General features: G+C 57.4%; 24 protein-coding genes. 10 read left to right on the top strand and 14 right to left on the bottom strand.

All coding sequences use genetic code 11. The features are described from left to right. Positions 1 to 38: 38 nt before the first annotated feature. From ACQKP1_RS20960 to ACQKP1_RS20940, 5 genes are all read right to left on the bottom strand, one after another. A complete protein-coding gene (locus ACQKP1_RS20960; RefSeq protein WP_427276869.1) occupies positions 39 to 806 on the bottom strand; it encodes an SDR family NAD(P)-dependent oxidoreductase in 768 nt (255 codons plus the stop codon). A 14-nt stretch (positions 807 to 820) separates the two neighbouring features. Further along, positions 821 to 1555 (bottom strand): SDR family NAD(P)-dependent oxidoreductase, encoded by a 735-nt coding sequence (locus tag ACQKP1_RS20955; RefSeq protein ID WP_427276868.1) that lies wholly within the window; start codon positions 1553 to 1555, stop codon positions 821 to 823. Continuing rightward, the gene (locus tag ACQKP1_RS20950; protein WP_006727833.1) at positions 1555 to 2400 is read right to left on the bottom strand and encodes an ABC transporter permease; all 846 of its coding nucleotides are present in this window, start codon (positions 2398 to 2400) and stop codon (positions 1555 to 1557) included. Before ACQKP1_RS20950 ends, ACQKP1_RS20955 begins: the two co-directional genes overlap by 1 nt. A 3-nt stretch (positions 2401 to 2403) precedes the next feature. Further along, entirely contained in the window at positions 2404 to 3282 is an 879-nt protein-coding gene (locus tag ACQKP1_RS20945; protein ID WP_427276934.1) for an ABC transporter permease, read from the bottom strand. Between the two features lie 102 nt (positions 3283 to 3384). Continuing rightward, on the bottom strand, positions 3385 to 4458 hold the full coding sequence (locus ACQKP1_RS20940; protein ID WP_427276867.1) for an ABC transporter ATP-binding protein: 1074 nt from the start codon (positions 4456 to 4458) through the stop codon (positions 3385 to 3387). A gap of 540 nt (positions 4459 to 4998) precedes the next feature. Between ACQKP1_RS20940 and ACQKP1_RS20935 the strand changes: the two genes are divergently transcribed. Beyond that, positions 4999 to 6009 carry a GntR family transcriptional regulator gene (locus ACQKP1_RS20935; RefSeq protein ID WP_427276866.1) on the top strand — a complete coding sequence of 337 codons (1011 nt, stop codon included), beginning with the start codon at positions 4999 to 5001 and terminating at the stop codon, positions 6007 to 6009. 57 nt (positions 6010 to 6066) lie between these two features. Here the strand turns inward: ACQKP1_RS20935 and ACQKP1_RS20930 are convergent, their stop codons facing one another. The 5 genes from ACQKP1_RS20930 to ACQKP1_RS20910 are packed head-to-tail and all read right to left on the bottom strand — an operon-like array spanning position 6067 to position 10313. Next, positions 6067 to 7038 (bottom strand): biotin-dependent carboxyltransferase family protein, encoded by a 972-nt coding sequence (locus tag ACQKP1_RS20930; RefSeq protein ID WP_427276865.1) that lies wholly within the window; start codon positions 7036 to 7038, stop codon positions 6067 to 6069. Further along, positions 7028 to 7903: a 5-oxoprolinase subunit B family protein gene (locus tag ACQKP1_RS20925; protein WP_427276864.1), complete on the bottom strand. Its 876-nt coding sequence runs from the start codon at positions 7901 to 7903 to the stop codon at positions 7028 to 7030. The genes ACQKP1_RS20930 and ACQKP1_RS20925 overlap by 11 nt, the downstream gene beginning before the upstream one ends. Further along, the gene (locus ACQKP1_RS20920; RefSeq protein ID WP_427276863.1) at positions 7903 to 9285 is read right to left on the bottom strand and encodes an acetyl-CoA carboxylase biotin carboxylase subunit; all 1383 of its coding nucleotides are present in this window, start codon (positions 9283 to 9285) and stop codon (positions 7903 to 7905) included. The genes ACQKP1_RS20925 and ACQKP1_RS20920 overlap by 1 nt, the downstream gene beginning before the upstream one ends. Then, complete coding sequence (locus ACQKP1_RS20915) at positions 9282 to 9524, bottom strand: acetyl-CoA carboxylase (RefSeq protein ID WP_427276862.1); 243 nt, start codon at positions 9522 to 9524, stop codon at positions 9282 to 9284. The genes ACQKP1_RS20920 and ACQKP1_RS20915 overlap by 4 nt, the downstream gene beginning before the upstream one ends. 12 nt (positions 9525 to 9536) lie before the next feature. Next, entirely contained in the window at positions 9537 to 10313 is a 777-nt protein-coding gene (locus tag ACQKP1_RS20910) for a 5-oxoprolinase subunit PxpA (protein WP_427276861.1), read from the bottom strand. Between the two features lie 281 nt (positions 10314 to 10594). On the opposite strand from ACQKP1_RS20910, the gene ACQKP1_RS20905 reads away from it, so the two are divergent. From ACQKP1_RS20905 to ACQKP1_RS20895, 3 genes are all read left to right on the top strand, one after another. Beyond that, entirely contained in the window at positions 10595 to 11494 is a 900-nt protein-coding gene (locus ACQKP1_RS20905; RefSeq protein ID WP_427276860.1) for a LysR family transcriptional regulator, read from the top strand. Between the two features lie 329 nt (positions 11495 to 11823). Beyond that, positions 11824 to 12930, top strand: coding sequence for a DNA adenine methylase (locus ACQKP1_RS20900; protein WP_427276859.1), 1107 nt, complete (start codon positions 11824 to 11826; stop codon positions 12928 to 12930). Between the two features lie 65 nt (positions 12931 to 12995). Continuing rightward, a complete protein-coding gene (locus ACQKP1_RS20895; protein ID WP_427276858.1) occupies positions 12996 to 13766 on the top strand; it encodes a DpnII family type II restriction endonuclease in 771 nt (256 codons plus the stop codon). 23 nt (positions 13767 to 13789) lie between these two features. Here the strand turns inward: ACQKP1_RS20895 and ACQKP1_RS20890 are convergent, their stop codons facing one another. From ACQKP1_RS20890 to ACQKP1_RS20880, 3 genes are all read right to left on the bottom strand, one after another. After that, positions 13790 to 14215, bottom strand: a complete 426-nt coding sequence (locus tag ACQKP1_RS20890) for a hypothetical protein (RefSeq protein ID WP_427276857.1) — start codon at positions 14213 to 14215, stop codon at positions 13790 to 13792. A 175-nt stretch (positions 14216 to 14390) separates the two neighbouring features. After that, positions 14391 to 15074, bottom strand: coding sequence for a hypothetical protein (locus ACQKP1_RS20885; RefSeq protein ID WP_427276856.1), 684 nt, complete (start codon positions 15072 to 15074; stop codon positions 14391 to 14393). A gap of 22 nt (positions 15075 to 15096) precedes the next feature. Continuing rightward, on the bottom strand, positions 15097 to 16023 hold the full coding sequence (locus ACQKP1_RS20880; RefSeq protein WP_427276855.1) for a helix-turn-helix transcriptional regulator: 927 nt from the start codon (positions 16021 to 16023) through the stop codon (positions 15097 to 15099). Between the two features lie 194 nt (positions 16024 to 16217). Between ACQKP1_RS20880 and ACQKP1_RS20875 the strand changes: the two genes are divergently transcribed. The 3 genes from ACQKP1_RS20875 to ACQKP1_RS20865 are packed head-to-tail and all read left to right on the top strand — an operon-like array spanning position 16218 to position 20471. Then, the gene (locus ACQKP1_RS20875) at positions 16218 to 17414 is read left to right on the top strand and encodes a metallohydrolase (protein WP_427276854.1); all 1197 of its coding nucleotides are present in this window, start codon (positions 16218 to 16220) and stop codon (positions 17412 to 17414) included. 29 nt (positions 17415 to 17443) lie between these two features. Further along, positions 17444 to 19699 carry a hypothetical protein gene (locus ACQKP1_RS20870; protein WP_427276853.1) on the top strand — a complete coding sequence of 752 codons (2256 nt, stop codon included), beginning with the start codon at positions 17444 to 17446 and terminating at the stop codon, positions 19697 to 19699. A gap of 1 nt (position 19700) precedes the next feature. Next, positions 19701 to 20471 carry a hypothetical protein gene (locus tag ACQKP1_RS20865; RefSeq protein WP_427276852.1) on the top strand — a complete coding sequence of 257 codons (771 nt, stop codon included), beginning with the start codon at positions 19701 to 19703 and terminating at the stop codon, positions 20469 to 20471. Between the two features lie 10 nt (positions 20472 to 20481). Here ACQKP1_RS20865 and ACQKP1_RS20860 read toward each other — a convergent pair whose 3' ends face one another. Continuing rightward, a complete protein-coding gene (locus ACQKP1_RS20860) occupies positions 20482 to 21612 on the bottom strand; it encodes an RHE_PE00001 family protein (protein WP_427276851.1) in 1131 nt (376 codons plus the stop codon). Positions 21613 to 21792: 180 nt separating this feature from the next. Between ACQKP1_RS20860 and ACQKP1_RS20855 the strand changes: the two genes are divergently transcribed. The 3 genes from ACQKP1_RS20855 to ACQKP1_RS20845 are packed head-to-tail and all read left to right on the top strand — an operon-like array spanning position 21793 to position 23589. Next, positions 21793 to 22032, top strand: coding sequence for a type II toxin-antitoxin system Phd/YefM family antitoxin (locus tag ACQKP1_RS20855; protein WP_427276850.1), 240 nt, complete (start codon positions 21793 to 21795; stop codon positions 22030 to 22032). Beyond that, positions 22008 to 22448, top strand: coding sequence for a type II toxin-antitoxin system VapC family toxin (locus ACQKP1_RS20850; protein ID WP_427276849.1), 441 nt, complete (start codon positions 22008 to 22010; stop codon positions 22446 to 22448). Before ACQKP1_RS20855 ends, ACQKP1_RS20850 begins: the two co-directional genes overlap by 25 nt. Further along, on the top strand, positions 22438 to 23589 hold the full coding sequence (locus ACQKP1_RS20845; protein ID WP_427276848.1) for a site-specific integrase: 1152 nt from the start codon (positions 22438 to 22440) through the stop codon (positions 23587 to 23589). The genes ACQKP1_RS20850 and ACQKP1_RS20845 overlap by 11 nt, the downstream gene beginning before the upstream one ends. Positions 23590 to 23721: the final 132 nt, after the last annotated feature.

Below are 23721 nucleotides of genomic sequence, written 5' to 3'. Positions count from 1 at the left end.
GGTCCGCGACCTCTTATTCGCCCCGAATCCGGGGCCGTTCAGTAACGGCCAACGAGTAGGCCGCCATCCACGACCAGCACCTGGCCAGTCATGTATCTCGCGTTGTCAGAAGCCAGGAACGCCGCGACATCAGCGATGTCCTCAGGCGTTCCAAGCCGCCCCATTGGAATGAACTCGGCAGCTTTTTCCGCACCAGCCGGGCCGAGCGAATTCTCTTCCGAAAGGAGCTGGGCGGTGCGGATGTAACCGGGTGCGATGCCATTCACGCGCACGCCTTCGCGTGCCATTTCGACGGCGAGTCCGCGCACGAGGCCGACGACGCCGGACTTGGCAGCGGAATAATGCACATGCTCGTCCCAGCCATAGGCAACGCCCATGATGGAGGAGAGCGCAATGATCGAGCCGGAACGGCGTGCACGCATGCCAGGGGCCGCCGCCCGCACGAGCCGAAAGATACCCTTGAGGTCAATGTCGAAGGTGAGATCCCACTTCTCATCGGTGAGGGCTGAAAGCGGGGTACGGTGGGCGATGCCAGCATTGGCGACAATCACATCGATCCGGCCATGGCGTGCCTCGACATCCGCAACGAGCCTGTCAGTCGCCTCGGTCGAGCGCACGTCGTAGACATGGAACTCGGCAGAGCCCCCGGCGGCCATTATCGCTTCTGCGGTATCTTGCCCTTGTCTCTCGAGGATATCGGTGACCACGACATGATCACCGAGCGCCGCAAAGGCCCTGGCGGCAGCGTTGCCGATGCCGATCCCGGCCCCCGTAACAATCACGATGCGCTTTTTCTGTTCAGTCATTTCACTCTCCGAAATCAAAGCATGACGTCGCCGGAATTGGGCCCAAGGGTCTGTCCGACAAACAGGCTGGCCGCCGGTGAGGCTAAGAACGCGACCGCCTCGGCCACCTCTTCCGGTTCACCGAACCGACCCAGCGGCAGGCCGGCACGTTTGGCAGCACGCCATTCTTCCGAGAGCTCCATGACGAGAGGCGTGTTGATCGGCCCGGGTGCAACCGCGTTGACGCGCACGCCGCGGCTCGACACTTCACGGGCGAGCGCCTTGGTCATGCCGATGATCGCGGCCTTGGCGCTGGAATAGTGGACCAGTTCGATGCCGCCAATCTGGCCGAGCTGCGATGCAACGTTGACGATGGCACCCGTGCTGGAAGCCAGCATGGCCGGCAATACGGCTTTGGTCATGAGGAAGGTGCCGCGCACGTGAACGGCAAACATCCGATCGAAATCGGCAACCTCCAGGTTCTCGAACAATGATTGGTGAGCGATGCCGGCATTGTTGACGAGCAGCGTAACCTCGCCATGGCCGGCGATGGCGGCTGCATGGATTGCCGAAACATCAGCCTCGTTTGAGACATCGCCGGACACAGCGACCGCTTGGCCACCTTTCGTCTTGATGTCGGCGGCAACCGCCTCTGCCCGAGAAAGGGAGAGGTCGTTGACCGTAACGGCGTAGCCATCAGCTGCGAGCTTGAGGGCAATGGCCCGGCCGATCCCGGAACCTGCACCGGTGACGAGTGCGCAACCAGCCATTACGCCTCCTCTTGGATTGCCATGCGCCGCGCCCGGCGGACCGAGAGCCCCATCAGCAGGGCATAAGTGCCGAGCAGCGCGAAGGAAAACAGTGTTGTCAGCACGCCAAAGGCAAAGACGTTGGGGTGCACTTCCACCGAGAAGGTTCCATAAATCGCCAATGGCAGCGTCAGATCACGGCCTGAGGCGAAAAGGGTGCGAGAGAACTCGTCATAGGAGAGGGTGAAGGCAAACAGCATGGCCGAGAGCACGCCGGGGAAGATCAGCGGAAAGGTGATCTTGCGGAAGGTCCGTGCAGGTGTGACGCCGAGCGACCAGGCTGCTTCCTCAACGCTCGGATCGAACCGGTTGAAGATTGCCAACATCACCAGGAAGGCGAAGGGGAAGGTGTAGACGACGTGTAGAACGAAGGCGGTGCCCCACCAGTGTCGGTCGATGCCAAGAGTATTGGCGACGAGGGCCATGCCAAGACCCACGAGTACGCCGGGGACCATCATGCCGAGCACGATGAGATAAAAGACGATGCCGGAGCCACGGAATTTCTGGCGAAAGGCCTGAGCGGCCGCAACCCCGAGCACGGTCGAGACGACCATGGTCATGGCCGCAAGCGCCAGTGAGCGGACCAGGCCCTGTTCGATCGGCAACGGCGCGATGCGCGACGGTGGCGTCAGACCGAAGAGATGCTTGTACCAATAGGTCGACCATTCGATGATCGGGAACTGCGGCCCGCCTTCCGGTCCAGTCTGGAACGAGAGGATGGCGAGCACGACCAGCGGCCCATACAGGAAGACGATGAACAGCGCGGTGTAAACGCCGAGACCAAGCTTGATGCCGGATGCGTTCATGGCTCAGAGCTCCTTCCTGAGGTCGACGACCCTCAACAGGGCGGCTACCACCGCGCCCATGAGAACGGTCAGCACCACGCCGGCGACAGCGGCGAAGGCCCATTTCAAGGATCCGACCTGGGTGACGATGATATTGCCGAGCAGATTGACCTTGCGGCCGGATAGCGCAGCTGATGTGGCGAATTCACCGAGAACCATGACCGAGACGAAGATGGCGCCGACGACCACGCCCGGCATGGAGAGCGGCAGGATGATCGTGCGGAAGATGCGCCAGAAGCTGGCACCGAGATCCTGCGCCGCCTCGATGACCGCGGGGTCGATACGACCGAGCATGAAGGCGATAGGCCCGACCATGAACACGCAGTAGATCTGCGTCATGCCGATAATGACTGACAGCTCGGAAAACAGGAGGACTTCGATCGGCTGGGTGATCACACCGATCTTCATCAGGATCATATTGATGGCACCCTCCTTGCCGAGCATTGGCCGCCAGGCCAGCACGCGAATAAGGAAAGAGGTCCAGAACGGGATGACGCAGAGGACCAGCAGTGCCGTGGACAGCGTCTTGTTCTTAACGAAAAGCCCGACGAAGAGTGCCGCTGGATAGCCCACAAGAAGTGTGCAGGCGAGTACGATCAGCCAGATGCGGATGGTGGTCCAAAGTGCGCTAAGATAGGTCTCGGATGAGAAGAAGGTGACCCAGCTTTTCAGCGTCAGCGTCGGCTCGATCTTGAAAGTGGTCTGCGTCCAGAAGGAAACATAGACCATCATTAAGATTGGCGCGACGAGGAACAACAGCATCCAGAGGACGCCGGGTGCCAACAGCCAGAAGCCGCGGTTTTTTTGCCGGCGGGTCGGGTTTTCCGTCGTCTCGACGGGCATGTCATGGCTGGTAGCGGCCATCGTCATCTCTCATTCTCCGATGCGGCAGGGACGGGTGCGAGGCACGGGTTTCCACGCCAAGGCATCTCCGGTGAAGACATCTCAGGTGAAGACAAGGGCGTCCTCCCGTTTCCAGGCGAGCGCATAGCGCCTCTTCTCCTCGTAGGCGTCCGGCGCCGAATGGCTCAGATGCGTCTCCACCTCGAAAACGCGACCGTCATCGAGCGCGAAAAAGGAATTGATCGCCGCCCCGGAATACTCGCTGGCCACGAAACTGCCCTCGATCGAAACCTCGTCGCCAGCTGGCCGCATGCCCAATGGACGGATCGAGACACGATCGTAGCGGATGGCATAGGCCGGCTGGCCCGTGGACTGGTGCTGACCACCGAGCGGCAGGTTGCCCACGGCACTGCGGAAAGTTTCGCCTGCAACTTCGCCGGTAAAGATGTTGTAGCAATTGAGGAAACGGGCAACGTCGGCGGAAGCGGGCTGGCTGTAGAGCGTGCCGGCATCAGCGGACTGGGCGATGCGGCCACGGTCGAGCACCAGCACGGTATCGCCCATGGCAAGTGCCTCGGTCTCAGATCCCGTGACATGCAGGAAGGTCACGCCGCAGCGTTCGCGGATCGCTCTGAGCTCGCCGCGCATGCGGGTGCGCAGATTTGCATCAAGGGCCCCGAGCGGCTCGTCGAGCAGCACCATGCTCGGCTCGGTCACCAGCGTGCGGGCAAGAGCTACACGTTGCTTCTGACCGCCGGAGATCTGCGTGGTTGCACGATCCTCGAGCCCGGAGAGACCGACCAGAGCGATCATCTCACGGACCCTGGCCGCGACGACCTTCTGGTCGGTGACCGGATCAATAGCACGGTTTTCCAAACCAAAGGCAATGTTCTGCGCGACGCTTAAGTGCGGAAAGAGCGCAAAGTTCTGGAAGACAAAGCCGATACCGCGCTCGTGCGGCGGCACAGTGTCAATGCGTTTGCCGGCGAAGAGAATCTCGCCGCCATCAGGTTGTTCGAAGCCCGCAATGATGCGCAACAGCGTGGTCTTGCCCGAACCACTCGGTCCAAGCAGCGATATGTAGGTGTCTCCGGCAAGTGCTGCATCGATGCCGACCAAGGCAGGCACGCCGGCAAAAGCCTTACGCACGTTCTTGAGTTGCAGGACGGTTGACACGTTTATTTCCACCAGTTGTTAGCCGGAAGACCACCTGCGCACAGCTCCGCTTCCCACCGGACGCGATACGCGTGCGATGAACACAAAAGCTACCGTTCACGCATCGTCAGATGCGCGCCACAGCGATATTCCTGAGCATTTTCGTTTCGTTCCACACTCGGCGCCTCTTCCGGGCGCCTTGACTTTCAAAACCATGCCATGAATGATTTTTGTATTCAATAGACTTTTTTAAATAATTCGAAGATAGATTTTCGGCCGTCGAATTTGATAGAATCCACTCGATATGATCTGCCGATCTGGCGCCTCGCCGAGGCCACTGCAGCCGGCCGCGCGCCACTAGGCCCGCAAATCAGCGCGCCTCGCTCCAACATCGTCTGTTTCTTAGTCAATAACCGTCCGGGACCCTGGAGCGAGACGCTAAGCGCCTCGACTCCAGCCTTAGCCGATTTTGTATTCAATATTCATTTGTGAAATTCTTTCCTTATGCGGCAGAATACGGCAGAGTGCGGCTCACCATCGAGGCGACAGACGACGGAGCAAATGAAGGAAGATCAGGCAGCCAGCAGCACGCAGCGGCGCTACGAGATCGCCGAAGACGTGCTTCGCAGCAACATCGAAATGGGCACCCTGCCACCAGGGCTCGTCCTGCTGGAGGGGCCGATTGCAGATATTCTGCAAACCTCGCGCGCCCCGGTGCAACGCGCCCTGCAGACTTTGGAAGCGGAAGGGCTGGTACATCGCTTTTCCGGTCGTGGCTTCCTTGTTGGACCACCAGGCACGGATAGCGAACCGAACAGGACCGATATCAAGTCGCTTGGGCTCGTGGTTCCCCGCCACGCCGACGAGGCGCTGCAGAGCCGCTCCTCCTGGGAGCGCATTTACAATACCGTAGAGGCGGATGTTGCCGGCTGCGTCGTGTTCGGACGCTATCGCATTATCGAGATCGAGCTCGCCAACCATTTCAATGTTAGCCGCACGGTGGTCCGCGATGTGCTGACGCGCCTGCGCGAACGCGGGCTTGTGCGAAAGAACCAAAGCTCGCACTGGATTGCAGGCCCGCTGACGGCGCAAACAGTCAAGGATCATTTCGTGCTGCGCAAAATACTGGAGCCGCCGGCAATCCGCCTTGGCGCGGCCGCCATAAGCCCGAGACGTCTCGAAACCCTTCTTCACCGCTTGCGCGCCACGGAGGCGACGAGCAACGCGGGATCGCTCAGCGAGATCGAGACCATCCAGTCCGAGTTCATCGAGTGCTGCGTCCTTACGGCTCCGAACGACAGGCTGAAGGACCTGGTGCGCAATAACCTCATGCCGGTGATTGCCACGGACCGCCTGCTGCGCCGTCTTGGCTTGCCTGGCGATCCCGCGATTATTACGGAACTGCGACTGATCACGGAACTGCTTCTGCGTGGCGCTACAGAGGCTGCTGTATCGATGATGGAAACGCATCTCGAAGCTTCGCTGAACCGCACGATCGCCCAGATGAAGATCGTCGCCATCGTACCCGGCCCCAGCGTCACGGCCGCCTATCTGACACCGGTTCTCGATTGATCCATCCGGTGGATCGAGGAATGAACACAGCACAGCGACCGAGACCATTGGAGCCTCCTACGCCAGCGCTTCACGAAGGCTGGCAAGGACTGCCTGCCGCGCCTTGCGCGCTGTCAACGCCTCCTCCATCGTCACCTGCACAAACCGCGTTGGTGTGTGTGGCTGCAATTGACCGATGAGATCCATGTCAGCGGAAATCACCGTGCCGAGCATGAAGTAGCCGCCGCCGGAGACGGCATCGCGGTGCAGAATGATGGGCTCGGTGCCGCTGGGGACCTGGATCGAGCCATAGGGATAGCAGCTGTCAACGATGTTCGAGGGATCGGAGCCTGCGCCGAAGGGCGGCGTACGATCGACGAAATCGAGCTTGCGACCGCCTCGGAAGCGGTAACCCATGCGATCGGCCTCAGGCGCCACTTTCCAGGTGTCCTCGAAAAAGTTCCGGCCCGCTTCCTCGGTGATGCGATGCCAGTAGAGACCTGGCAGGACGCGCAGTTCGGCCGGCATTCCGGGCCTGCGGCGCAAAACTTCGGGAATGGACTTTCCTTCAACCGCGCTCCGCGCTTGCCCGACGGGGAGATCGTCGCCAGCAGCAAGCGGCCGACCGTTCAGGCCACCAAGCGCACCGATGGCATAGGTCGAGCGGGAACCGAGTGCCAGCGGCACATCGATGCCGCCTGATATGGCGATGTATATGCGGGCACCGGTCTTCAGATAATCGAAGGTCAGGACCTGGCCTGCTTTGACCTTGAAGGCCGTCCAGCCGGGTTTTTCCTCGCCATCGACCTTGATCGGCATGTCGGCGCCGGTGACGGCGACCATGGCATCCTTTTCAAACTCGAGCTTCGGTCCAATGAAGACGGCTTCGAGGCCAGCAGCCCCCTCGTCATTGCCGACAAGCAGATTGGCAGCTTTCAGCGCCAGCCGATCCATGGCGCCGCCGAGCGGGATGCCGAGGTGGAAATAACCCGGTCGACCGAGATCCTGGATGGAGGTGGCAAGACCCGGATGAAGAACCTTAATGGCCATGGAGAATGTCCTCCAGCTTTGCGTTGTAGCCGTCGATGCCCTTGCTGAATTCGTTGAGGTCGAACTTCACTTCGCGGATCGGCGGGGAGAAGCGGCCCTTGTCGACATCTTCCACCGCCTGATCGTAGCCGTCGCGATCGACAGGCTTGAACTTGACGATGTCGCCGGGGCGGAAAAAGACCATGAAGTCCTTCAGGTAGGACGTCGTCTGGGTCGGGTCGTAGATCGGCATCGGCGTGATGCCGAACATCTGATAGCCGCCAGCACCACGCACCGAATAGATGCAGCCAAAGCAGCCGCCATGGCCGACAGTCAGACGCGGGGTGTCCGTGCGCGGGCGCAGATATTTCGGCACTTCGATCTGCCGCTGACGCTCGACCATCTGATACATGAAAGGCAGGCCGGAAACGAAACCGACCATCGAGACGAACCAGGGCGAGCCGGCGTGGGCCTTGATGAAATCGTCAACCGAGCCGTAATTGTTGATCCTGGCTGCATAGTCGAGATCGGTACCCGAGGGATCCTGATGGCGCTCGCGGAAACGCATCAGCGTCTCATGGGTCCAGGGATCGTTGTAAAAGACCGGGATTTCGACGATGCGGGTGGAGATCACAGGCTCGGCCTTGGCCGCCGCAAGCTCGATCGCCTGCACTTCCTTCAAAATGTCGTTTGGATGAATGACGTCGGGGTCGAACTTGATCTGGAAGGAGGCATTGGCCGGGCAGATTTCGGTAATGCCCTTGATTCCGGCCTCACGGATGCCGTTGGTCATCGCCATCGAGTTGAAGAAGGCATCGAGGGACATTTCATCGGAGCATTCGACAAACAGATGTTCGTCGCCGCCGAATGTATATCGCATGGGCATCACGCAACCTCCTTTGGTGGAACAGCGGTCTGGAACGCGGTGTCCAGCCAGGGTTCGAGGAACCGGGTATGGACATCGCCAGAGGTGACGGCGGGGTCTGCAGCCAGCGCCTGGTGCAACGGGATGGTCGTGGCGAGCCCCTTGATCTCCAAGGTCTGCAGCGCCTCGCTCAGGCGTGCGATGCATCTTTCGCGGGTCTCGCCCCAGACAATCAGCTTGCCGAGCAGCGAGTCATAGAAGGGCGGCACCTGATAGCCGGCATAGAGCATGGTGTCGAAGCGGATGCCCTGACCTTCCGGAACCGTCAGCGCCTCGACCGTGCCGGGTGCCGGCAGGAAGCCGCGCGCCGGGTCCTCGGCATTGATGCGGCATTCGATGGCGTGCCCCTGGACCTTGATCTCTTCCTGACGGACCGAAAGCCTGGCGCCGCCTGCAATGCGTATCATTTCCTGCACGAGATCGATGCCCGTGACCATTTCCGTCACCGGATGCTCGACCTGGATGCGGGTATTGACCTCGATGAAATAGAATTCTCCACTCGCCTCGTCATAAAGATATTCGACCGTACCGGCGCCGCGATATTTGACCTCACGAGCAAGTGCGACCGCACTGGCGCAAAGTTTTGTGCGCACGGCATCCGGCAGGCGGAAGGCTGGCGCCTCTTCCCAGACCTTCTGCCGGCGACGCTGCAGCGAACACTCGCGCTCGAAGCAGTGGACCGCATCCATGCCGTCACCGAGTACCTGGACCTCGACATGCCGGGCACGAGTGATGACCTTTTCGACATAAAGTCCGCCATCACCGAAGGCAGCGAGCGCTTCGGCGGAAGCCTGCGGGAAATGGCGTTCGAAATCTTCTATGGTCTCGGCGATGCGGATGCCGCGACCACCACCACCGGCAGCCGCCTTGATCATCACCGGAAACCCGATCCCTGCGACAACAGCGCGGGCGGCGTCGAGATCGTCGATGCGACCTTCCGATCCGGGCACAGTGGGTACGCCGGCCTTCTTGGCAACCTTGCGAGCCTCGACCTTGTCGCCGAGCAGTCGGATGGCGTCCGCACTCGGCCCGATGAAAATGAGGCCTGCATCCACCACCGCTTGCGCAAAGGAAGCATTCTCGGAGAGGAAACCGTACCCCGGATGAACCGCATCGACGCCTGTCTCTGCAGCGGCCTTCATCACGGCTGCGATATTGAGATAGGACTTGGCGGCAGACGGCGGCCCGATTTCGACCGAAGCATCGGCCATCTTCACCGCCAGCATGTCCCGGTCGGCGGCGGAATAGACCTGCACGGTGCGGATGCCGAGGGCCTTTGCGGCCCGGATGATCCTGACCGCGATTTCACCCCTATTGGCGACAAGGATCGAGCGGATGGTCATGCCTCGACCTCGGCAATCACCTGGCCGGCCATGATCGGTTCATTGTCTTCGGCGATGAAGACGACGGCTGCACCGGCGACATCTGCGCGGATCTCGTGAAAAGTCTTCATCACCTCGATGAGGCCGATCACCTCGCCAACAGCGACGGTTTCGCCATCGGCCTTGAACTCAGCGGCATCCGGAGCCGGCTTGCGGTAGAAGGTGCCGGGAAGTGGCGATCTGATCTCGAGCTTGCTCATCTTTGTCTCCGGTTACTTGATGATTTCGGACAGGGGCGCGATCCGAATGCCTTCCGCAACCAGAGCCTCACGCATCTGGCGGACGATATCGAGTGCGCCGAGCGTGTCGGAATGGAAGCAGATGCTTTCAAAGGGGATGTCGATGTCCTTGCCGCTCACTGTCGTGACGGTACCATGGGTGCAGGCGCGCACCACCTTGCGGGCGATCGCTGCAGCATCCGGGCGTCCGACATCGCGGGTAAAGACAATCGACCCGCTCTCGTCATAATCCCGGTCGGCATAGAATTCGCGCACAACGGGCTGGCCGGCCTCGATCGCTGCCCTTTCTGTGGCAGACCCTGCCATGCAAAGCACATAGGCATTGGGCGCGACGGTGCGCATATACTCAACGAAGATCTGTGCCAGTTCGGCATTGACCGCCATCTCCATATACAGTGCACCATGCGGCTTCACGTGCTGGAGGCGCGCCCCGTGGCGCCGAGCAAATTCGCGCAGGGCTCCGACCTGATAGACCACGTCATTGACCAGTTCCCGGGCCGTTCCATTGATCTTGCGACGACCGAAACCCTGCAGATCGTCATAGCCGGGATGGGCCCCGATCCCGACGCCATGCTGCACGGCTGTGCGCACCGTATGGTCCATCAGATTGGGGTCGCCGGCGTGAAATCCCGTCGCGATATTGGCGGAACTGATGAGCCCCATCAGCACATCGTCGTCCGTATCCCCGACGCGCCAGCGACCGAAGGCTTCGCCCATATCGCAATTAATGTCCACGACTTCGAGTGCCACGTTTCGCCCCTGTCCTGCCTGTTTTTTACGCACACACCGGTGACGCTTCTGTTTTGATCAGAAAATGGTAGGAAGAATTAAATCATTTGAAAAATTCTATTTTCAGAAGCAAGATATCGAAAATTCAGATGACGTATTGTCCGCGCTGTCGATAGAAATCGCTCACGATATCAGAAATTTAGTTAGTTTTCGCACGTATTGGATAGCAGGACATTTCGGACATTCTACCCCGCCATCTGATTTTCCAATGGCCGACATAAACGAAACAGATTGGAACTCCAATGTCGCTCAGCCTTCGCCAAATTCGCTACTTCGTCGCCACGGCAGAAGCGGGACAGGTATCTCAGGCCGCGATCAATCTGGCGATTTCGCAGTCGGCGGTAACGACCGCTATCAAAGATCTGGAAGAGACGATTGGTGCAGCGCTTTTTGATCGCACGCCGCATGGCATGGACCTGACCGGCGCCGGTCGGCGGTTTTTATCCCAAGCCTATGAGATCATGCGCAAGGTAGAGGAGGCGACGCAGCCCAGCTTCGTTTCGGAAGAAGTTACCGGCACGCTCAGCATCGCAGCGACATATACCGTCATGGGCTATTTCCTGCCCTTCCACATCGAGCGCATGAAACGCCAATTTCCCGGCTTATCGATCCAGCTCTTTGAGATGAACAGGGAATCGGTCGAGGAAGGGCTTTTGGCCAATCGTTACGACATTGCCGTGATGCTGACCTCCAATATCCTTAACCCGGAGCTGATCGCCGAAAAACTCTTGAGTTCGCAGCGCCGCCTCTGGGTGCCGGCACGCCATCGATTGCTGAGCGAAAGCCAGATCGGCCTGAGAGACGTCGCAGAGGAAGATTACATCATGCTAACAGTCGACGAGGCGTCACACAGCTCCATGAAGTACTGGAGCCAGACCCCGTATCTCCCAAAAATCACGCTTCGAACGTCATCGGTGGAGGCCGTGCGCTCGCTGGTGGCAAATGGACAAGGTGTCGCGATCCTCTCGGACATGGTGCACCGCCCTTGGTCCCTTGAAGGCAGACGGATCGAAACGATCCTGCTTACCGATCCGATCCCCTCCATGGATGTCGGCTTGGCCTGGAAGCGGAACGCCGAGTTCAGCCCTGCCATGGATGCTGTCAGAGCTTATTTCCGTCGGTCATTCAATATCCCGGAATGATGGTGATGGTCGTACGCTGGTTCAAAAGAATGCGCCAATGCTGATCCTTAAGCTCTTGAAAGGATTCGAACCTTCAAATGAATTGACGAATGCTGAACCTACTGACTGTATTGGATATATTGGTCTGACAAACGACCATCTAACGCGCTGAGCGATATGTCACCGCAAAAGGATCGTCGTTCAGCGCGTTAGATGCCCGCTCCGTCATTCAACTGTGGCACCAAGACGAGGTCCTTATCTTTGATCAGATCCCTCATATCGGCTACACCTTATTCCTATGGTCGGACGAGCGATTCTATCACTACCCGTCCAGCTGAAAATGAACGACAATGCATGAGGGGCTCCAAGTGAACTTGGCATCTAATGTTGTACCGCTTCGAGCTCCTACACCTGTGCAGAAGCCTAACGAATTGCCAACCCGCGCAACCCGTTACCCTGATCTGCGCTATATGGGATCGAAATCGCGGCTACTGCCGTGGATATTTGAGACCTTGAACGGACTGGATTTTGAAAGCGTTCTGGATCCATTTTCCGGTACAGGATGTGTTGGCTATCTGTTCAAATCCATGGATCGTCGAGTGATAGCCTCCGATTTCATGAACTTTTCGAGCTTGGTCGCTCGGGCCACAATCGCGAACAACAAAGTGCACTTGGATGGAAAAGCAATCCGCCGCCTGATTGATGGCACCCCCCCAGCGCACAATTTCATCGAACAGAATTTCGACGGCGTCTTTTACACAAGGGATGACCTAAGATTTCTGGACCGGATCTCGGGAAACATTCGGCAGCTTCAGGATCCCTACGAGCAGGCTCTGGCATTTGCGGCCTTGTTTAGGTCTTGCCTCAAGCGTCAGCCACGTGGCGTCTTCACAATATCCGGCGATCTCTCACATTATGATGATGGGCGCCGCGATCTGAGACTGTCAGTCGAGGAGCACTTCCTGGAGCAAATCGAGGTTTACAACAATGCCGTTTTCGACAACGGCCGCCGAAATAAGGCTCTTCGCTCCGACATCTTCGAGTTGTCAAACGAGCGGGTTGACCTCGTCTACTTAGACCCCCCATACGTGCCGAGATCAGACGATAACTGCTACACCAAGCGATACCACTTCCTTGAGGGCCTCTCTTGCTACTGGCAAGGCCTGCCGATCGATAAGACGACAAAGGTCAAGAAGATCGCTAAGCGGTACACGCCATTCAGCTACCGCAAAGAAGCAGTCGATGCTTTCGACCGTATGTTTGGCCGCTTTGCAAAAAGCAAAATTGCACTCTCGTACAGTTCAAACGGCTTTCCAGATCTCGAGCAGCTCGTCGAATTGATGGGAAAGCACAAAACTTCAGTCACTGTCTTCGAGAAGCCTCACCGATACCATTTTGGCACCCACAGCAAAGTGGCACGGGCCAACGTTGTTGAGTATCTGATCGTGGGGCAATAATGCAGTCTAAAGACCAGTCTCTGGAAGAAGTCATAGATAGCCTAAGCCCTCTCGCGGTTGATTGGATGGACGACAAAGCGGCAGAAGCGATCGCCACCTTGTCAGAGATCCCGCAAAAGGCTTCTTACTCCCGCTCAGACATAGAAGCATTGCTGGATGATGATTTCGAACGGGGCCTCCTTTGCAGTCGCCTTTTTCTAGCTCTTTCGAAAGACAGCATGGAAGCGGAACTTACCCGGATCCTCGGCAAGGGTGGAATCGGTGTTAAACGCTATAAGTCCGACCGGGCGACGTTCATTTCCGCACTTGAAAGCCTACAACTGCGCGAGGCAATGGCTACAACTGTCAACTACGAACCGGTTTGGAGCGACATTCTTGTCGAGCGCCTTCGGTCTGGCAGGGGATCTGCCATTCAAGGCCAACGCCGCGGTCGCGGCCTGGAGGACTTCGCTGAGGCGATGGTGAAAGAAGTTTTCGGAGAGAGCTACGAGACACGGTGCACTTTCACGGGTGCAGACGGTAAAACGGCCAAATGCGACGTCGCCGTACCGGACAAGAGCCGACCGAGGATCGTCATCGAAGTGAAGGGTTATGGGGCTACTGGTTCGAAGATGACCGACATAATTGGTGATCTTGATGCCATCATCGACGCAATGCGTCGAGACACTTACCTTTTGTTCATAACAGACGGCATGACCTGGAAAAACAGGCTTTCTGATCTTAAAAAGATTGTTGATCGACAGAATCAGGGAAAGATCGCGCGCATCTACACGACAAAGATGCGCGAGGACCTCTTGCGAGATTTAAAGGATTTGAAGTCGATAATCGGCGTCTAGATCAGTGTTGTCGCCCACAAATATCACTGGTTACCGTTAACAAGTCCCGCGAGACCATCAGGCGTTTTCCAGTCTGCAATTGCATCATGCAACATCCATGGAGACGGTGCGCTCAGGGTCACTTCAGCGCTGTCAGTCGCTGTGAAATGGCACCACTCGAACTCATCTGAGGCCCACTCCCCCAGAACTTCGCCGTCGACTAACAGCACATCTCCTTTGAAATCTCGATTATGGTACCCAGTCAAGATGATGCCATAGCGGATCATAGCCCCTGCGTCGGTCATATCGCAAATAGCTCGAAACTGAGAACGCAGAAGATCGATGTTCGGGGCCGTGAGGTGCCCGATATCGAAGACCTTGTATCGCAAGGTTCCTTTATAATGGCTGTCGGCACAATCTACATGGATTTCACAGGAAAGATCGCCATAGAAGTCAGTATGAGTGCTCATTGAGTTCCGCGCGTTGTTTGGTTTGCAGACCATGACCAGTCTACCGCCGTCTCTCCGTTCTGTCAGCTCTATCCATTGACCAGGATCACACGACCTAACGAGCCAAGAGTATTCCACATTTGCTGGTAGCGCTCCATAGCGACACGCTAGATTGCCGCAGAATGTAAGTGCTTACTTAGTAATTAAGGGTCTGCGATGCAGCCTCAGCTTTGATCAATGAAAGAGCAACGTTATTTGAGGTATCGGAGAAGCGTTTCAGGTACTCTCCATAACTCGACACTTTAGGGTGAATTCTCGCTGCACCGAATGACAATAAAAAAGTGCCGAGCATTGATAACGCTTCAGGATCAGCACGATCTGTTTCTTTGTTCTTTATAAGCCTCAAAACCTCACTGGAAGCGGCGAATGCCGCTAACTCTGTAGCGGCAAAAACGGGCCGTTTCTGTTCCGCTGACTTTGCAATCAGAATGGTCCTGACACACCAAGCAATCCGTCGATTGAGGAGAGCCTGATGATGGCTCTGCCGCCCGAAGTCGACAATGAACCAGCCAAGGTCCGATGCTTGGGCGATTTCATGTTTGTAGGATTCACGCAGAACAAAATGTTTTCGCAACAGGTCGAGCTGGTCGCACGGATCATAGATCGCTTTTGCCTCGCGTGTGATATGACAAACGAATAAATCGCCGTCCTTCGCTCGTCTCAGCAGATCGTGTAGGGGATAGATTGATGTTGACAAATGCCCCTTCTGGACATGCTGCGGCCCATCATCGTGTGAAATAAGCAGCAAATCGGTATCAGAGTAGATGTCTTCATCACCCCGAGCGTGGCTGCCAAACAATAACATCGCCGAAATAGTCATGCAAAAGGCCTGCGCGCGCCGGTCATGCTTCAGAACCCCCGGTCTTAACCCTTCGAAGCGCTTCCACGGACAAGCGCCGCACGACTTCTCTGGTCTGGATGACCTCATCGAGATTCTTAAGCACCAGCTGCTGTTTCTCGGGCTTCAGAAGCCCCGGCTCAACGTCTAGGTTGTGCTCATTGATGATGTAGAAAGCCGCGCTTAGACGTGACGGCACTCGCAGTTCCTCATCTACCATCTCGTATTCCACTGCTACTGCAGCCTGCTTCACAAGATCTAGCTTCGGATTGGGAACCAGTGTGAGCTCCATCGTGTGATGCCATTCAAGATCCAGATCAGCAGTCACGCTACTAGGTCCGACAATGACAGCGCTGGCGATGCGGTTCAGGCTGTAATCTCTGAAGTCATTATGCTCTCTTGACCAGGCACGTACATACCAGCGGCCCGCAGCAAACAAAAATGAATGAGGTGCGATCGATCGCGTGCCGGCAGGTGTACCCGTCAGTGAGGCGTACTCAATGTTAAGTTCAGCATTCTGCTTTATGGCATCTAGGATCTGGATGAGCTTGTCTGGGCTGGTCGCGCGCCGCTTGATGAAGCCCACCACGTCGACAGGTGGTGCTTCTGAAAACCAAGTGTCTGATGCGCTCATCCAACCGTTCTTTACCGCCATGAGCTGCAAAAGATATCGGTCAGAGAACGAGCCGATAAATTCAGGCCGGTATCCTTCTGTCCGGACAAAACTCTTGAGGCTTCGGTCGTATTTTAGGTTTCGCTCAGCTCGAGACTGGTACTGCGCGATATCGGACGACGCTTGCTGCTCCGAGATGCCGAAGAAATCCACAAGATCTTTTCTATTAAACGATCCATCCCAAAAAAGCCGAAAGTCGATAAATTCTAACCTCTTAGCAACCCCCCATCTCACCTCACGGTCCGCGATATCCGTCATACGTTCGTCTCCTTTTCCGATTCATCCAGAAAAGATGCATCGCATTACTTGATTGGTTCACCAATCGTCCCTACCTTTTATGGAGGCACAGAAGGATGCCGTCAACGCATCGGAAATGGCAGTGCGTCAATCGTCGGGGATTCAACTCGACCTAAGCGCGTATCAGCAACACAGGTTCGGGTGAGGCTTAACCCATGACAGCGAAGACTACACATTTCAAAGTCAACAACGGCGACATGACCCTAATCAAGACAGGCGAAGGCAACTTCATCGTTGTTGATATCAACATTCGGGCTTCCGCCGATGACCCAAACGATGATGCACCGGATGTAGCCAAACAACTCAAAGACCGCTTGTCTCGCGACGAAGATGGTAGGCTCTACATCGACGCCTTTATGCTGACCCATCCAGACGCTGATCATTGCCGAGGGCTGGAAAAGCACTTTCACCTGGGCCCGTTGGATCAGTGGAAGAAGGCAGACGATAAGATTGTCATCCGTGAGATGTGGTCATCACCGATCATCTTCCGTCGGGCATCTCGGAAACACTCGCTCTGCCCAGATGCTAAGGCATGGGCCGCGGAAGCGCGTCGACGGGTTCGCGAGTTCCGGGCGAATGGCTATGCCTATGATGGCGACCGAATTAAAATTCTCGGCGAAGATATCGACGGCAAAACCGACGACTTGACTGAAATTCTCGTCACGGGTGGCGATGTGTTCCAGACAATCAGAGGAGTGACTGACAATACGTTCTCAGCGCACCTTCTCGCTCCGATCCTGGCGGAGAACGACGAGGAAGCCGAGTTCTTGAGCAAAAACAACTCGAGCATTGTCATCAATATTTCCCTTGGAAAAACAGATCTCCAATACCCCAGTTACTATCTCCTCGGAGGCGATGCGGAGGTCGGTATCTGGGAGAAACTCTGGGGCAAATACGGTGATGACCCGACTCAGTTTCAGTATGACGTCTTAATCGCGCCTCACCATTGCTCCTGGCATAGCCTTTCGTGGGACAGCTGGTCTGATTTCGGGGAAGATGCGGAGGTCTCCGATGATGCAAGGTCTGCGCTCGGCCAACCGATCTCGGGTGCCTCGATCATCGCAAGCAGCAAAGAAATCAAAGACGATGATTCCGACCCACCCTGCATTCGTGCGGAACGCGAATACAAGTCGATCTTGAAGCCGGTCAATGGGCAATTCACCTGTCTGGGAGAACTTGCCGGCGACGCGCCGCTGGAGTTCGAGATCACCACGTCCGCTGGGCCGAAGCGGCTCGAACGCTCAGTCGCTTCTAAACTTGCAGCACCGACTATTCTTGGCCTTTCCGGAGCGGCGGCGGGAAGCCAAACCGCGCTGGGCTCACAGCCATTCAAGCACGGTGATGACGATTGAGCACGCCGTCCCCCGCAATCCAGAGAGCGGTGCGCCAAATACTGGCGCATCCTCGTGTCGTTCGGGTTGAGAACAACCTCGAACAGGACATGTCGCTAGTGGCTCATGTCGATGCTGGTCTGGGTAGCCGATGGCAAGCAGAGGGCGCCAGTCCGAACGGCGTTTTTGCGGTTGAGCCTGTCACGATCCAATTCTCGGAACACTATCCGAATAGATGCCCGGAAGTCGCCCTCCGGCACGACTTTGATCGATCGCACCCGCATCTATTGCCCGGGAGCCCAGATCAGCCGCCTCGACCATGCTACATTGACGGTCACCCGCATGACTTTCTGCGGCTCCGTGGGATGCACGGTGTCATGTCACAGCTTGCCAGCTGGCTAGAAAAAGCGGCGGCGGCGGAACTCATTGACCCGAGCCAAGGTTGGGAACCGGTGCGACGCGATCGCCTTGACGACTACGTGGAGGTTGATGCAGACGCCCTTCGAGCACTAGTCACCAAAGACGGTGGAGGCGTTTTTTTCAGGACCCCGTTTACGACGATCGGCGAAGGCAACCGTCGCTCGATGTGTTGTCACGTACTTGAACGGCTGCAACTTAGAGAAAACGTAGCGCAAGCCCTCCAGAGACAGTATGGGCAGATCGGCATTGCGGTCGTCGTTTGGCCTGGTCGCTCTCCGGAGGGCGGAGAGCTCATCGCCGCAGCCTATTCTCCGGAAACAGTAGCGAATGTCGGGGATCTATTTGAACGCGCCACCTCCTTCGGCCTTTTCAGACAGCTCGATTCGCAGCTTGGGTTGATCCGCAGGCGGCTTAACGGGATACCAGCTGGCGTCCCGAAGGTGATAGCAGTCACCCTTCTCGTTCGCCGGCCGATGGGGATCATCGGACATGGATCTCGGATTGAGATCCTCCCGTACGTTATTGAAGTTTCAACGCCGGACGACTTGGCGCCTGGCAGCCTCTGCCCTGTACGATTGGCCGCCCACAGAGAGGCGGTCAGTTCGAAGCTTATGGCAGCCATGAGCGGAGGTGAAGACGTCACGGACCCACCGAACTGGACCTTACTCGGCGCGGGCAGCGTCGGATCCAAACTGGCGCTTCATCTCGCCAGAGAGGGAAAAGGGCCGAGGGTTGTTATCGACAGTGGCTTGATGCGCCCTCACAACTATAGCAGGCACGGTCTACTTCCGCTGTCTCGATTTGACGCGCTGAATGACGTCAAAGCTCAGGCATTAAGCTATTCAGTCAAAATGCTTGGAGGTGCCTCGACCGGCTACTATTCAGATGTCAATTGGCTTGCCTCTGAGGGGACGAGCGAAGAATGGAAGGTTGCGTGGCCGCGCGATACGCAGATCCTCGTTGACGCAACGGGCTCACCATCTGTGACGGATGCGCTCTGCTTGCCGAGAATAGTCGAGTCCCGACCCCGTGTCGTCGAAACGAGCCTTTTTGCTGACGGCCGCATCGCCTATCTTGGGTTAGAGGGGCCCGGCATCGACCCAACAGTCCAAGACCTTGCAGCCGAGAGTTATCGCATCTTCGCGGCCAATGAGACTTTACGCAACCTTGCATTCAACAGTGACGGAACTACTGTCTCCATTGGCCAAGGCTGTTCAACAGTCACAGCTCGGATGTCGGATGCCTGTCTTTCAGCACCAATCCCGGCCATGGCGAGACAAATTTCAAAGCTACTCAACGAGGGCCTTACTGAAGGCCTTGGAACCATAACTATCGGTCTCGTGGCTGACGACTTGCTCAGTCAAACGTGGTGGAAACATGAGATCCCTAGTTTCATTAAGCTAACAGGCGACCATCAAGACGCACCTTCCGTCCGGATATCGCAACATGTCTCAAATCAGATTGACAAGACGATTGGGTTATTCCAGGGCGTGGAGACAGGTGGCGTTCTGATCGGCCGCTTCAATGAAAGCACCAACAGCTTTCACATTGTTGATCTCATCGAGGCTCCCGCGGACAGCAAGTTTACCGCCAGCCTTTTCTCCCTTGGCATCGCCGGACTGCCGGAACTCATTGCAGAACATGCAGCCCGAAGCCATGGAACGCTCTACCCGGTTGGAACTTGGCACAACCACCTTTCTGATACTTCAGCGTCAAAAACTGACTACGCCACGGGCGTTCAATTAGCGTTTGGCCAGAGATTTCCAGCCGTAATTCTGATCCGGACGCCCTCCGAATATCACGGACTGGTTGTGGAGGCTTCGGGGGCCACCAACGAAAAGTCAGTCCTAGCGACAGCCTATCGCGTTTCAGAGAAGGGAGCGTGAATTGGGTATTCTCAAGCTTTTCGATGCCTACACAATTAGAGCTAGGATTGTACCTGCCCTCATCGCCGGATTGCCTACGCTTGCCTTCTTGTTCTTAATCATTCCTTGGGATCACTTCAGTGTTTCCCAGGCCATTTCAGCTACGATGGCATTCGTCCTGCTTTTGGCTTTTGCGGACCTCGCACGTTACCTAGGGAAAAAGGTCGAAGCAAAACTCGGCACACGAACAACGCCGGAGCTGTGGTTTCGCGAGAACCAGGTGATCGATACGATATCCAAGGATCGGTATCGAGACTTCGTTGCGAGGCAACTCGATGTGTCCCAACCATCGGCAGACAGCGAAATTTCCACCCCGGAAGCCGCGCGCCAGTTCTATTTGAGCGCGGGAACTTGGCTGAGAGATAATACCCGTGACAAGAAGAAATTCCGCATTCTGGCTGACGAGCTATCAAGCTACGGATTTCGGAGAAACCTACTTGGCCTAAAGCCGGTTGCCCTTATCCTAAATTTCCTGGTCCTTCTGTCGTGCTTAATTGCAATGATGGTGGACTTGCCTCTCGATCTGCCGGCGTTGGACTCATCGGGTAGATTGGTGACGGCGATCATCGCTGTTGTTTTTCATTCGGCCTTTATGACGTTTTTCGTCACGAAGGACTTTGTGCGCCAAGCGTCTCAATCCTACGGCATCCAGCTAATTCTGTGTTGTGAATCGCTCATGACCGCAGCCAACACAACTCCTCGTAAGCGAACGCATAAGACAGCGGCGCCTTAGGCGTTTACCCCTACAACACGCCCCACGCCCGAAACCTCCCCCTCCCCGTCATCTCGCGGAGCCCAAGCTCCAACACGATCCGCCGCGCCGCCTGCGGCGTCACCTCGAGCGTCTTTGCGACCATGCCGGCCGACACCAATGGCTTTGCAATCACCAGCTCAACCAGCTCCGGCAGTTTTGACGACGTCCGCCGTCCCTCCAGCTTTCGGTCCATCATCGTTTTCGCAAGAGTCAGCCGGTCATGCTCTTTCAAGCCGATCTCGGCGGCCGCCAAGAATCCGTGAGCAATGGCGAGCAACCGGCTCTCCCGATCACGATGCCGGCGCCGGTCGACCGGAATTGTTTTGAGGCCCAGATTGATGGTGGCCAGGTGCGCGCCTGACGTGACGCCGGCCTGGCGCAGGATGGAGGCGGCAAATAGCCGGCCGAGCCAAGGTGCATGCTGCAGGACGGCAAGCTCGTTCCAGGCATCGAGGGCGACGATGGCCTGCAGCACCGCCGGCAAGTTTTCGGCCTGACGCAATACGCCATGCCATTCATCGAGCCGGGCATCCTCGTCCCAGTCGAGATCATAGACAAGCGGATCGGCCGGAGCCCGGCCGGGCTTTTTGGCTCGTTTGATCGCAGCGTCAGAGCGCGCGAGTAGCGCATCGATAGCAGCATAGTCGACGCCGGGCAGGTTTTCGACGTCGTCTGCGACGTCCCCCTCCCCTTGCGGATCGTTCGCGACCGCGGGCCGGATAGCATCGGCGGCCGTTGCCTCGTCCCCGCCGCCTGACCCGATCTCCGACGTTTTCCGTAGCGAGCGGATGCCGTCGGCGGAAAACGCCCAGCCGGGTGGTTGGGCGGCGATGCGCCTGCGGGTGCGCAACACGTCGCGGGCGATTGTCAGCTCATGGGTGGGCGTGCGAATATCGCGGGTGGCGTCGTGGAGGACGAGGTCTTCCAGGTGGACGAGTTCGCCGTCCATCCACAGCGAGGCACAGGCATCAGAGAAATGGGATCGTTCGATCCAGCCCTGGCCAACCGGTGAACGGGAAATACGCTCGTCCAGACGCGTAAGCGCGGTACCGGCGTCGAAGGCCGGCCGCATCAGGGCGTTTATGCTGATTTTCGAGAGACCGTAAGCCATTGAAATCATGGTAAATGATTTCTTAAAAAAACTCTATATGAATATTACGGTTCCTCACATCGTATAATTGACAGTTGAGGGCCTGACCTCCGATAAGTAACCCTTATCGGGGGTGTGCGAGTCTGTTAGGTTGACCAACCCCAAGACAAATGCCTAAGATGTGGAAATCCGAACTGGAGAAAGCGTCCGATGAGCACTACCGTCAAGATATCAGAGGCCAAGGCGCATCTTTCGGAGTTGTTGGCGCGTGTCGAGGCCGGCGAAGACGTCATTATCGCGCGGGGCAACGACCCGATTGTGCGGCTCTCGCGCGTTCGCAAAGAGACCGACCGGCAAATTCTGCTCGAAGAGGTGCGAGCCGCGCGCGCCAAGATGCAGCCCGTGACGCATGAGGAGATCATGACGTGGCGCAACGAGGGGCGCCGGTGACGGATTTTGTGATTGATGCATCGATGGCAATCGCCTGGTTGCTTCCTGAAGAATTTACAGATTCCGCCGATGCGGTGGTCGCGACGATATCGGATGCCTGCATCGCCCCGTCTCTATTCTGGTTCGAGGTTCGCAATATCTTGGCGATGGCCGAACGGCGAGGGCGGCTCGGAACGGGTGGCGCATTGATTTCCATGGAACGGTTGCGCAGATTGCCGATCGACGATGCCGGGATTGGCAGCGACAGCGCGATCCTGCTCTTGACCGCAAGCCATGTCATCAGCGCCTACGACGCAGCCTATCTCTCCCTGGCACTCAACAGGAACTTGCCTTTGGCAACTCTGGACCGGAAGCTCGCCAATGCGGCTCGCAAGGAAGGTCTCACCGTCCTCGGGCCGTATGCGCATGGCGACTGAACCGGATGCGTTGGCCCAGCGCGTCGCAGAACTCGACACCATTGCTGCAGTGTTGCCGATGGAGCGGCGCGACGAACTGGCGGAATTGCTGACCGATCAGGACATCGAGACCCTTCGCCATCTGGTCAACGAGGGCATGGGTGCCAACACGCTGCGCGCGCTGACCTCCGATCTTGCCTACCTGCAGGCTTGGTCGCTGGCGGCGACAGGACGCTCGCTTCCCTGGCCAGCACCCGAAGCGCTCCTTCTGAAATTCGTCGCGCATCACCTGTGGAACGTTGAGAAGCGTCTGACGGACCCGGAACACGGGATGCCGGCAGATGTCGACGACAAGCTCCGGAACCAAGGATTTCTGCGGACGGTCGGACCGCATGCGCCTGACACCGTGCGCCGGCGCCTGGCCACCTGGTCGACGCTGACGAAATGGCGCGGGCTCAATGGCTTTTTCAGCTCCCCTGCCCTTAAATCCGCTATTCGACTGGCCGTGCGTGCGACACCGCGGCCAAGGAAGCGGAAAAGCGCCAAGGCCGTCACAGGCGATATTCTTTCCAGACTCATCGCAACCTGCTCGACCGGGAGCCTGCGTGATCTCAGAGACCGGGCGATCGTGATGGTCGCCTTCGGCTCTGGCGGCCGTCGCCGCAGCGAAATCGCCAGCCTCAGGGTCGAGCAGCTGCGGCCGGAAGAACCGATCCAGATTGACGGGGCCCCTCCCCTACCTTCCCTTTCCATTCATCTTGGGCGCACGAAGACCAGCGGCGCCGACAATGATGAAGTTGTCTACCTCAGCGGGCGACCAGTCGATGCGCTGAACGCGTGGCTTGCGGTTGCAAAAATCGACGCGGGCAGTGTCTTCAGGGCCATTGACAGGTGGGGAAATGTTTCGCGCCGTCCGATGGACCCGAAAGCCGTCAACGATATAGTCAAGCAGCGCGCCGAAATGGCTGGGTTAGATCCAGGGGAGTTTTCGGCCCACGGGCTGCGATCCGGCTACCTGACAGAAGCCGCCAATCTTGGCATCCCTCTTCCCGAAGCGATGGAGCAGTCGCGGCATCGATCCGTTCAGCAGGCATCACGCTACTACAACAGTGCCCAGCGTCGCAGCGGCCGAGCATCGCGCCTGCTCGACCAAGAGCGGTAAATGCTTTGATTGCAAATGCGTTCTGACGGTACCGGACCGCGTACGACCGCCGCAGTCTCTGCAGCTTATGGAAACTTCTTTCCGGTCAACATCGGTACAAGCTGGTGCCGATTCCGAACGCCATTTTGGTAC

This window comes from Allorhizobium sp. NPDC080224 (assembly GCF_050281005.1).
Classification (GTDB): domain Bacteria; phylum Pseudomonadota; class Alphaproteobacteria; order Rhizobiales; family Rhizobiaceae; genus Allorhizobium.
This window is presented reverse-complemented; position numbering and strand designations above follow the sequence as displayed.

Excerpts from the sequence above, each read along its gene's own strand:
- ACQKP1_RS20960 (WP_427276869.1), bottom strand. The coding sequence starts at position 806 with ATGACTGAACAGAAAAAGCGCATCGTGATTGTTACGGGGGCCGGGATC.
- ACQKP1_RS20955 (WP_427276868.1), bottom strand. The coding sequence starts at position 1,555 with ATGGCTGGTTGCGCACTCGTCACCGGTGCAGGTTCCGGGATCGGCCGG.
- ACQKP1_RS20950 (WP_006727833.1), bottom strand. The coding sequence starts at position 2,400 with ATGAACGCATCCGGCATCAAGCTTGGTCTCGGCGTTTACACCGCGCTG.
- ACQKP1_RS20945 (WP_427276934.1), bottom strand. The coding sequence starts at position 3,282 with ATGCCCGTCGAGACGACGGAAAACCCGACCCGCCGGCAAAAAAACCGC.
- ACQKP1_RS20935 (WP_427276866.1), top strand. The coding sequence starts at position 4,999 with ATGAAGGAAGATCAGGCAGCCAGCAGCACGCAGCGGCGCTACGAGATC.
- ACQKP1_RS20930 (WP_427276865.1), bottom strand. The coding sequence starts at position 7,038 with ATGGCCATTAAGGTTCTTCATCCGGGTCTTGCCACCTCCATCCAGGAT.
- ACQKP1_RS20925 (WP_427276864.1), bottom strand. The coding sequence starts at position 7,903 with ATGCCCATGCGATATACATTCGGCGGCGACGAACATCTGTTTGTCGAA.
- ACQKP1_RS20920 (WP_427276863.1), bottom strand. The coding sequence starts at position 9,285 with ATGACCATCCGCTCGATCCTTGTCGCCAATAGGGGTGAAATCGCGGTC.
- ACQKP1_RS20915 (WP_427276862.1), bottom strand. The coding sequence starts at position 9,524 with ATGAGCAAGCTCGAGATCAGATCGCCACTTCCCGGCACCTTCTACCGC.
- ACQKP1_RS20905 (WP_427276860.1), top strand. The coding sequence starts at position 10,595 with ATGTCGCTCAGCCTTCGCCAAATTCGCTACTTCGTCGCCACGGCAGAA.
- ACQKP1_RS20900 (WP_427276859.1), top strand. The coding sequence starts at position 11,824 with ATGCATGAGGGGCTCCAAGTGAACTTGGCATCTAATGTTGTACCGCTT.
- ACQKP1_RS20895 (WP_427276858.1), top strand. The coding sequence starts at position 12,996 with ATGGACGACAAAGCGGCAGAAGCGATCGCCACCTTGTCAGAGATCCCG.
- ACQKP1_RS20890 (WP_427276857.1), bottom strand. The coding sequence starts at position 14,215 with ATGAGCACTCATACTGACTTCTATGGCGATCTTTCCTGTGAAATCCAT.
- ACQKP1_RS20885 (WP_427276856.1), bottom strand. The coding sequence starts at position 15,074 with ATGACTATTTCGGCGATGTTATTGTTTGGCAGCCACGCTCGGGGTGAT.
- ACQKP1_RS20880 (WP_427276855.1), bottom strand. The coding sequence starts at position 16,023 with ATGACGGATATCGCGGACCGTGAGGTGAGATGGGGGGTTGCTAAGAGG.
- ACQKP1_RS20875 (WP_427276854.1), top strand. The coding sequence starts at position 16,218 with ATGACAGCGAAGACTACACATTTCAAAGTCAACAACGGCGACATGACC.
- ACQKP1_RS20860 (WP_427276851.1), bottom strand. The coding sequence starts at position 21,612 with ATGATTTCAATGGCTTACGGTCTCTCGAAAATCAGCATAAACGCCCTG.
- ACQKP1_RS20855 (WP_427276850.1), top strand. The coding sequence starts at position 21,793 with ATGAGCACTACCGTCAAGATATCAGAGGCCAAGGCGCATCTTTCGGAG.
- ACQKP1_RS20845 (WP_427276848.1), top strand. The coding sequence starts at position 22,438 with ATGGCGACTGAACCGGATGCGTTGGCCCAGCGCGTCGCAGAACTCGAC.